We start from the raw sequence: 8,668 nt of genomic DNA, 5'->3' as shown, positions 1-8,668 counted from the left end.
CCGCCGCCGTGATCCCGCGGCGGGCCAGCGGACCTCGTCGTCGCGTCCGGAAGCCGCGTCACCCAGCGCCTCGCACAGTCCGACGCCGTCGGTGAGGCAATGCGTGGTGACCAGGCTCACCACCGCACCGCCGTCGCTCAGCGGGAGCATCGCCAGGTGCCATCCGGGCCCGTGCTCGGCGTCCGGCCGCTTGTCGGCCTGCTCCTGTAGCCATGCGTCGATGTCGTCGCGCGGCCGCGGGGACGCGGTGATCTCGAGGGCGGACACCTCGCGGGTCGACACCCAGCGGTGACGGCCAAACGGCAATGCGGACCGCTCAACCCGCCGAGACAGCCGTCCCCTGCCGAGATGTCGATGGAACTCACGCAGCCCACCGGTGTCGATGGCGCGGTCATAGACCCAGACACATTGCAGCAGGCTGGTGGCTCCCGTCGCCCGCTCACCGAGAAAGAGAGTCTGGTCGGCCAGGTCCAGCACGTTGCTCATGGCTACGCCGCTTCGTTATCGTCCGCGTCCGGCGCTGGACCGGTGGGTTCCTCCGGGTTCACTTGCGGTGCAACGACAACCGGCTCGTCCGAGGTGGCCCTGGCGACACGTGCGAATACCTGGATCAGGGTCGCGATGTAGTGGAGCACCGACTCCCGCGCAATCGCGTTGTCCGGGAAGGACATCGTCACCGTGGTGTTCGCGGCCTGCCGGTTGATCCACATGTTCACCCCGCCGTGGGAAAGGCTGTCACCGTACGTGCCGAACTTCGTCTCCGCCCATAACCCGTTGAGGGGGATCTTGCGGAAGTCGAGGAACGACAACATCATCGGCAGCTGGGTCGGCAGCTTGATGCCCAGTTCATCCGGTGTCGCCAACTCCAACACCCGCTCGACCGGCACATCGGCGAGGCGCTGAGCGTCGTCGAACGACTTTTGCGCCGTCCTGGCCGCCTGGGCGAACGTTTCGCCGGCGGTCGGGACGGTGATCGGAATCAGGCTGGCGAACCAGCCCACGGTCATCGAGTCGACGCCCGGTGTCCGGGTGTCCTTGGCCGTGAAGCCGTGGTAGGTCTTTTTGCCGGTCAATTCGTGCTCGGCCAAACCCGTGCAGGCCAGCACTCCCCCGATGAACCGGGCGCCGGCCGCCACGCAGGCGGCGTCGAAAGACTCCGTGTCGGCCGCATCCATCAGCTCGACCGTCAACAGGTCGCCTTTGGTGCTGGCCCACGTGTCACCAAGGGGCAGCGGGAAACTCGGCCAGTCGCCGTCGGTGTCGCGCGCGAACGCGATCCAGTCCTTGATCTCGGGCGACGACAGGCTCAATGCCGCAGCTTTCTCGCGTTGGCGCACAACGTAGTCGCGATAGCTCCGGATCTCCGGCGGCGCGGCGGGCCGGCGCCCGGTCTGCGCCAGTTCCTGATAGATCAGGTGGATGTCGAGGAAGATGAGGGCGGCGGACAAGCCGTCGATGTGCAGGTGGTCGACACTTGCGTAGAACGTGAAATAGTCCGTGTGCTGGACGATTCCGTAAGTGAAGCTGCCCCACTCCAGGGTGTCCGGGGTTGTGGTCAGGACGTGGGTGCGTACTTGATCTGCGGTCATCTGCCCGAGCGCCACAGGAACGAGCTCGATCGCTTCGGGATCGTCGATCACGCGGCGCACGAAGACGCCGTTGTCGTATTCGAACCAGTTGTGATACGTGTCCTGACGACGCACGTGTGCGTTCACCGTCGCCGTCATCGCCGGAATGTCGCAGGTGCCGGGGACATCCCACGCAACGATCATCAGTCGGGGTAACTGCCGGTTCATGGCCTTACCGTGGTAGGAGGCCCAGAGGTGTTGATTCTGTTGGTAACTCGGAGCTAGATCCCTTCGCTGAGCAGCGCGTGCGGCTTCGCGCGCGGCGGGTGCGGCCATCCACATCGTGACCGGGCCCTCTGGCGGCTGCCATTCGTTGATGTTTCCGAGTGCGACCATTTCTTCGAGTCCTTGTGCTGTGTGGTGCCGACATTTGTAGTGCGGTGCGGGGGTAATGGAAGTGCCGTCAGCGCTGGTCTTTTCGAGCTCATCGATTCGTTTCGTGCTGGAGATTCCGCGACGGATTTTCGGCTGTGTTGACTGAATTACCCCGCCGCTCGCACCCCCTGTGTCGCTGCCGTGGACGCTAGCTGACGCAGGCGAAGATTTCTTGGTTTTAGAAAGACTCGCATTCTCCCGCGAGATGGCCGGCGGTGCAGTAATCTTTCTCGCCCTAACCGGTCGTGACGACGCCCGGCAGCCTTCGCGCGTGACGATTCATCGCCGATTCGGCTCTCCACGTCCGCAGCTCGGGATAGAATCGTTCGGCCCAAGAGCCTTATCGGCCTCGGGCCAAACCTTCACCGCCTCAGGGGAACAGCGGCAGATCCCAGAGCCGCATGCCGGGACGCAGCAGCCACAAGCGCATCATGGTGAGCCGCATAATGCGCATGGCGCTGAAGATCATGAAGATCGCCAACGGCACCTCGATCAGCAGCGCGGTGATCACCGACAGCCAAACGTCCTTGGGCCCGGCGGTCATGAGGTCGAACCACGCATCGCAGATCAGCAGCACCCCGGTGGTGAACGCGGCGAGCACCAGCAACTGACGGCGCAGATGCCCGAGGACGGCCGTCGCCAGCATGAATCCGACCAGCAGCACATCGAACCCGACCCAGGTGACCGGCCAGTTGTGGGCGACGTAGTTCTCGGGCAGCGTCACGGCCAGATACCCCAGCCACGGAACCATCGCCAGGGCGCCGCCGATCATCAAACCCAGTCGGACGCGCCGCACCCGGGCCAGGAACTCCGGGTCGATGACCTCGCCGAGGGGCCGCTCCAGCCGGGAAATGAGATCCCGCCGCTGCCCGGGCGTCAGCGCCGAGATCTGTGCGTCGGTCAAAATGCCGTCGGTCATAAGTAGCATTCTCCGGCTCGGTCGCCGTGGCGCAATCAGCGACCGGCGCCCACCGGGGGCCGGCGCTCCGCCGCGGTCTTGGGCACGGCCTGGGCGTCGCCACTGCCGAATTCCTTCACCCAACAGGCGAACTCGAGGGTAATGCCATCGGGGTCCTGGAAGTAGAACGAGCGCACGTAGACGCCGGGATGCACCGTCGCGGAGACCTGCATGGGGCTTTCGTCATGGTTAAGCACCGGGCCTACCCGGACCCCTTTGTCCTTGAGTTGCTGACGGTAGGCGTCGAACTTCTCGGCCGGCACGTGGAAGGCCAGGTGGTTCATCGTGCTGACCGCGCTGGTGATGTCGCCGATGCCCGGGATGGCACCCGGCGACGAGATCCCCGGCACCCGGTCGGGGGCGTCGGCGAACCAGAAGAAGGCGACGCAGTCGCCGTTGCCGGCGTCGAAGAAGAAGTGCTGGCCCGCCCCGCCGGGCAGATCGAGCGATTTGATCAGCGGCATGCCGAGGATATTGCTGTAGAAGTCCACGGTTTTGGCCATGTCCGAACACACCAGCGCGACATGGTTGATCCCACCGAGTTCGAATTCCGCGTTGGTGTTGTGCGGCTTGATCATCGGGTTTCTCCCCTCGGTTCCCGGCTCGACGAGCCTGGCCAAGATCCAAATCTGAATCTAACATCAGATTTAGTTTTGGCCCAGGGAGGTGCGTAGGTGTCGACCGCGGCATCCCCTGCTGACCGGCGCGGCCCGCCTGCGGAGTTGCCCACGCATCGTGGCAGGCGGACGCAGGCCGCGATCGACACGGCCGCCCGGGCCGTCATCGCCCGCAAAGGTGTCCTGGCCGCGACCATCGCCGACATCGCCACGGAGGCGGGCCGCTCGGCGGCGTCCTTTTACAACTACTACGAGTCCAAAGAGGCGATGGTGCGCCAGTGGGCGCTGCGCTTCCGCGACGAGGCCAACCAGCGCGCCCTCTCGGTGACCCAACACGGTTTGAGCGATCGTGAGCGCGCGCACTGGGCGGCCGCCGCGCACTGGCACACCTACCGCAACCGGCTTGCCGAGGTGATCAGCGTTTCACAGCTGGCGATGATCAATGACGACTTCGCCCAGTACTGGGCCGAGATATGCTCGATACCAATATCTTTCATCGCCGAGTCGGTCCGCCGCGCACAAGCCGAGGGCCATTGCCCCCACGACGACCCGCAGCTGATCGCCGAGGCGATCGTGGCGATGTTCAACCAGTTCTGCTACATCCAGCTCGGTTCGGCACGTTCCGGGGAACCCGACGACCAGGCCTGCATCCAAACCTTGGCCAACATCTATTACCGGGCCATCTACGCCAGTGAGGGGGACCGCTGAATTGACTCGTCGTACCGGTGCCGGAGTGATCCGCGAGTTCGTCGGACTGCCGTCGCCCACCGCTGGCCGCGCAGGCGCCGGCGGGCATCCCTGCCAGGGGCTGTATCACCGGGGGGTGGGACGCAAACCCAAGGTGGCGATGATCGCCACGCACTACCAGATCGACTTCTCCGAACACTATCTCGCCGACTACATGGCCACTCGCGGCATCGGATTTCTCGGCTGGAACACCCGGTTTCGCGGCTTCGAAAGCAGCTTTTTGCTCGACCACGCGCTGGTGGACATCGGCGTCGGGGTGCGCTGGCTGCGCGAGGCCCAGGGAGTGGATACCGTCGTGCTGCTGGGTAACTCGGGTGGCGGTTCGTTGATGGCCGCCTACCAGTCTCAGGCCGTCGAGCCCAACGTGACTCCGCTGGACGGTATGCGCCCGGCGGCCGGAGTGACCGAGTTACGGCCCGCCGACGGCTATGTGGCCACCGCCGCCCATCCCGGGCGGCCGGAGGTGCTCACCGCCTGGATGGACGCCGCCGTCGTCGACGAGAACGATCCCGTTGCCACCGACGCCGACCTCGACCTGTTCAACGAGCGCAATGGCCCACCGTATGCACCGGAGTTCCTCGCCCGTTACCGCGCCGCACAGACCGCGCGCAACCACGCCATCACCGACTGGGCCGAAAAGGAGCTCAAACGCGTTCGCGCGGCGGGGTTTTCCGATCGCCCGTTCAGTGTCATGCGAACCTGGGCCGATCCCCGCATGGTCGATGCCAGCATCGAGCCGACCAAACGGCAGCCCAACATGTGCTACGCGGGGGTCCCGGCCAAGGCGAACCGCTCGGCCCACGGCATCGCGACGGCCTGCACGCTGCGCAACTGGCTCAGCATGTGGAGTCTGCGGACGGCGCAAACCCGGGCCGAACCGCACCTGGCCCGGGTCAGATGCCCCGCGCTGGTGATCAATGCCGACGCCGACACCGGCGTGTTTCCCTCTGACGCGCAACGCATCTTCGACGCCCTCGCCGGCACGGACAAAACCGCGGCCTCGGTGGACACCGATCACTACTTCACCACCCCGGGGGCCCGCGGCGAGCAGGCCGACATCATCACCGGATGGATCGGCAAGCGGTGGCGTTAATGCATGGTGGCGACCCGCCGCACCCGGCTCCGCCGCCCATGCGATCGCCACGAATGCATGGTGGCGACCCGCAGCACCCGGCTCCGCCGCTCATGCGATCGCCACGAGCCCATGTCGTCAACCAACCGACTGGTTGTTAGCTTGGAAGGTACTTGGCCGACACGGCGTCCTGCAGCAACGGAAGGCGACCAATGCCGATCGCGATAAATCCCGAGCATCGAGAACTGGCCGACTCGGTGCGGTCGCTGGTGGCGCGCGTCGCGCCGTCCGAGACACTGCACGAGGCGATGGAGACGCCGCTGGAAAAGCTGGTCAACCCTCCGCCGTACTGGCAGGCCGCGGCCGAGCAGGGCCTGCAGGGCGTTCATCTGGCCGAATCCGTCGGCGGGCAGGGCTTCGGCATCCTCGAGTTGGCCATCGTGCTGGCGGAATTCGGTTACGGGGCGGTGCCCGGCCCCTTCGTCCCCTCCGCGATCGCCAGCGCCCTGATCTCCGCGCACGACCCGGACGCGAAGGTGCTCGCCGAGCTGGCGTCCGGCGCCGAGATCGCCGCCTACGGCCTGAATTGCTGCGCGCTGACCGCCACCCGGCAGGGTAATTCGCTGGTGATCCGCGGCGAACTCCGCGCGGTCCCCGCCACGGCGCAGGCCTCGCTGCTGGTGCTTCCCGTCGCGATCGACAGCGGCGAGGCGTGGGTGGTGCTGCGCGCCGACCAGCTCGAGATTGAGCCGGTGAAAAGCCTGGACCCGTTGCGGCCCATCGCCGATGTGCGCGCCAACGCCGTCGAGGTCGGCGACGACGTCGTGTTGACGAACCTGAGCATGGGCACCGCGCACGCGGTGATGACAACGCTGCTGTCCGCCGAAGCCATCGGGGTGGCGCGCTGGGCGACCGACACCGCGTCGCACTACGCGAAGATCCGCGAGCAGTTCGGCAGGCCGATCGGCCAATTCCAGGCCATCAAACACAAGTGCGCCGAGATGATCGCCGACACCGAGCGGGCCACCGCAGCCGTGTGGGATGCCGCCCGCGCGATCGATGAGGCCCGCGAAAACCATTGGGACACTACCGGTTCCCACGTCGAGTTCGCCGCCGCTGTGGCTGCGACACTGGCGCCGGCGGCCGCCCAACGGTGCGCGCAGGATTGCATTCAGGTGCACGGCGGGATCGGCTTCACCTGGGAGCACGACGTAGGCGTGTACTACCGCCGGGCCCTGATGCTGGCCGCCTCCTTCGGCCGCAGCTCGGATTACCCGCAAAAGGTGGTCGACACCGCAACCAGTACCGGGATGCGCGCGGTCGACATCGACCTCGACCCCGACACCGAAAAGTTGCGGGCGGAGATCCGGGCCGAAGTGTCGGCGCTCAAGGCGATCGAGCGCGACCAGCGCAAGGTCGCCATCGCCGAGGGCGGCTGGGTGCTGCCCTATCTGCCCAAGCCGTGGGGCCGGGCCGCCGGGCCGGTGGAGCAGATCATCATCGCGCAGGAATTCGCCTCCGGGCGGGTCAAGCGGCCACAGACCGGCATCGCCACCTGGATCGTCCCGTCGATCGTGGCGTTTGGCACCGACGAGCAACAGCAGCGGTTCCTGCCGCCGACCTTCCGCGGCGAGATGGTGTGGTGTCAGCTGTTTTCCGAACCGGGCGCCGGATCGGATTTGGCGAGCCTGACCACAAAGGCCACCCGTACCGACGGGGGCTGGCGCATCACCGGCCAGAAGATCTGGACCACCGCCGCGCAGTTCTCGCAGTGGGGGGCGCTGCTCGCGCGGACGGATCCCAGCGCGCCGAAACACAGTGGCATCACCTACTTCCTGTTGGATATGCGCAGTGAAGGCGTCGACGTCAAGCCGCTGCGCGAGCTCACCGGTAACGCGATGTTCAACACCGTCTACATCGACGACGTGTTCGTGCCCGACGAGTGCGTGCTCGGCGAGGTGAACCGGGGTTGGGAGGTCAGCCGCAATACCCTCACCGCGGAGCGCGTATCGATCGGCAGCAGCGAGGCGAACTTCCTGGCCACACTGTCGCAATTTGTCGAGTTCGTTCGTGACGGCCAGTTCGACCAGGTCGCGCAGCACCGCGCCGGCCAGTTGATTGCCGAGGGTCATGCGGCCAAGGTGCTGAACCTGCGCTCCACGCTGCTGACGCTGGCCGGCGGAGACGCGATGCCGTCGGCGGCGGTCTCCAAGCTGCTGTCGATGCGCACCGGCCAGGGCTACGCCGAATTCGCGGTCTCCTCGTTCGGCACCGACGCCGCGATCGGCGACACCGACCAACTGCCCGGCAAATGGGGCGAGTACCTGCTGGCCAGCCGCGCGACCACCATCTACGGCGGCACGTCCGAGGTGCAGCTGAACATCATTGCCGAGCGGTTGTTGGGACTGCCTCGCGATCCGTAAACCGGACGCAACAGGGCCATGCCGGCCTGACTAAGTCAGACCGGCATGGATCCCCCCAAACGCGGGCCGCCCATCCCGAGGGTTGGCGTGTCGGCGACGGCCGGCTACCGCGCGGAGATGGTGGTCACCACCACCAGTTCACCCAGTGCTGGGGGTGGGCCCAATAGCCACCACCGTGGCCCCAGCCACCGTTCCCCCAGCCACCGTTCCCCCAGCCACCATGTCCCCGACCATCATGGCCGCCCCATCCGTGACCGCCGGGGCGGTCGGGAATGAGGCCCGGGCCGCTGTGCGGCCCGGCGCTGGCGAAACTTGTGGAGGGACCCGGAACGGGGGCGGCCTGGGCCACGGGGGCGCCGCCGAACAGCAGCGCGCCCGCCACGGCTCCGGCGCCCACAACGGCTGCGGCCGCGCCGCGTGGCGATATCGACGAAATCATCGACGGCGCTCCTTTCAAAGATTTGATATCGATGCTTAAAACGTTAGCCGCACATTTCTAGGCAAACAAGCGAGACCCGTGTATTTACGGTGTGAATTGCACAACAATGATGCGTAAGGCCCGCTATATCTGCGTGCTAGAAAATGCGTATTTCTGCAAGCTATTTATCCGCAAATACTGACAACGGTGGACCCGAGCACCTTAAAGCCCGAGGTCAGCGCCAACGTACTGATGTACTGGCCGAGGCCTGCGTATTTACTGATGTCAATATATCCGTATTAGCGGATCGGCTGATTCCGTGCGAATGGCGGGCAGTGGATTTCAACCAGACGTAATATCACCCGCCTTTTCCGGGCCCAGCAGCTACCTTTGACAATTTGCTCCTCCACCTGCACCCGGAGGCGCCTTT

Annotated in this window: 7 protein-coding genes and 1 pseudogene; 3 read left to right on the top strand and 5 right to left on the bottom strand. The window is 65.9% G+C overall.

Annotation, left to right across the window (positions count from 1 at the left end):
• From Q0W90_RS20865 to Q0W90_RS20850, 4 genes and pseudogenes are all read right to left on the bottom strand, one after another.
• A pseudogene (locus Q0W90_RS20865) lies at positions 1-486 on the bottom strand (hypothetical protein); the annotation flags it as partial.
• Between the two features lie 2 nt (positions 487-488).
• A complete protein-coding gene (locus Q0W90_RS20860) occupies positions 489-1,964 on the bottom strand; it encodes a condensation domain-containing protein (protein WP_297594526.1) in 1,476 nt (491 codons plus the stop codon).
• A gap of 409 nt (positions 1,965-2,373) precedes the next feature.
• Positions 2,374-2,922: a hypothetical protein gene (locus Q0W90_RS20855; RefSeq protein ID WP_297776315.1), complete on the bottom strand. Its 549-nt coding sequence runs from the start codon at positions 2,920-2,922 to the stop codon at positions 2,374-2,376.
• Between the two features lie 35 nt (positions 2,923-2,957).
• Positions 2,958-3,539: a VOC family protein gene (locus tag Q0W90_RS20850; protein WP_297594572.1), complete on the bottom strand. Its 582-nt coding sequence runs from the start codon at positions 3,537-3,539 to the stop codon at positions 2,958-2,960.
• A gap of 96 nt (positions 3,540-3,635) precedes the next feature.
• Here Q0W90_RS20850 and Q0W90_RS20845 point away from each other — a divergent pair, with 96 nt between their 5' ends.
• The 3 genes from Q0W90_RS20845 to Q0W90_RS20835 all read left to right on the top strand — a co-directional run bounded on the left by Q0W90_RS20845 (position 3,636) and on the right by Q0W90_RS20835 (position 7,820).
• A complete protein-coding gene (locus Q0W90_RS20845; RefSeq protein ID WP_297594522.1) occupies positions 3,636-4,286 on the top strand; it encodes a TetR/AcrR family transcriptional regulator in 651 nt (216 codons plus the stop codon).
• 1 nt (position 4,287) lies between these two features.
• A complete protein-coding gene (locus tag Q0W90_RS20840; protein ID WP_297594520.1) occupies positions 4,288-5,418 on the top strand; it encodes an alpha/beta hydrolase in 1,131 nt (376 codons plus the stop codon).
• 191 nt (positions 5,419-5,609) lie between these two features.
• On the top strand, positions 5,610-7,820 hold the full coding sequence (locus tag Q0W90_RS20835; protein WP_297776313.1) for an acyl-CoA dehydrogenase: 2,211 nt from the start codon (positions 5,610-5,612) through the stop codon (positions 7,818-7,820).
• Between the two features lie 124 nt (positions 7,821-7,944).
• On the opposite strand, the gene Q0W90_RS20830 is transcribed toward Q0W90_RS20835, so the two are convergent.
• Entirely contained in the window at positions 7,945-8,259 is a 315-nt protein-coding gene (locus Q0W90_RS20830) for a hypothetical protein (protein WP_297594516.1), read from the bottom strand.
• Between the last annotated feature and the right edge of the window lie 409 nt (positions 8,260-8,668).

The sequence above is a fragment of the Mycobacterium sp. genome, assembly GCF_025933915.1.
In the GTDB taxonomy this organism is placed as follows: Bacteria; Actinomycetota; Actinomycetes; order Mycobacteriales; family Mycobacteriaceae; genus Mycobacterium.
Note: the sequence above shows the minus strand (reverse complement) of the source record. Positions and strands in the feature narration are given on the sequence as shown.